This window comes from Colwellia echini, assembly GCF_002843355.2.
Taxonomy (GTDB): domain Bacteria; phylum Pseudomonadota; class Gammaproteobacteria; order Enterobacterales; family Alteromonadaceae; genus Colwellia; species Colwellia echini.
In genome coordinates, this window is the sequence record NZ_PJAI02000081.1 from 1 (window position 1) to 691 (window position 691).

The window sequence follows — 691 nt, forward strand, 5'->3', positions numbered from 1 at the left end:
TTCGGAGACTAATCCGAACTAATTGTAAAGTCTGACATTTTCACGTACTCAATATACTTCCAATAAATTGGTCATATAAGATGAGTTACTTGATAAGACACATACTCTTTCGAGTAGTATGAATTTGATAACACATCCTTGGGGGATGCATTATCACCATCATCACAACACACGATAAGAGTGTGTGATAACAGCTTGGTATTTATAGTTACGTCAAACAACAGCGCGACACCGTGTTCAACATATAAATACCGATATTTATATCAGCTTTCCAGATTGTTAAAGAACTTCAAAGTAGCTCACATTCGGCTATTTTGTGGTTTAAAAAACCAAATTTAAATTATCGATTAGATAGCTTAAATTTGGCTTCTTTCTTTAGTTGAAGAAAATTTCCTGTTGGTATTTTGACTTTCTTTACAAGGCGCTTTGTGGTTACGTGTAGTCTTTTCTACACGAACTACGAAGCAACGTAGTAAAAAATCAAAATGGTGGAGCTAAGCAGGATCGAACTGCTGACCTCCTGCGTGCAAGGCAGGCGCTCTCCCAGCTGAGCTATAGCCCCATCAGGGTTTCTTTCAATTTCATTACCATACAATTTGTGTGAACACTCGTAGCACTTCATCGAAATGAGGCACTCATTAAGCAGTCTTACTTCAAGATAAGGAGGTGATCCAACCCCAGGTTCCCCTAG

At 38.5% G+C, this 691-nt stretch carries 1 tRNA gene; it reads right to left on the reverse strand.

Annotation, left to right across the window (positions count from 1 at the left end):
* Positions 1-486 precede the first annotated feature (486 nt).
* Positions 487-562 (reverse strand) — tRNA-Ala (locus CWS31_RS17355).
* Between the last annotated feature and the right edge of the window lie 129 nt (positions 563-691).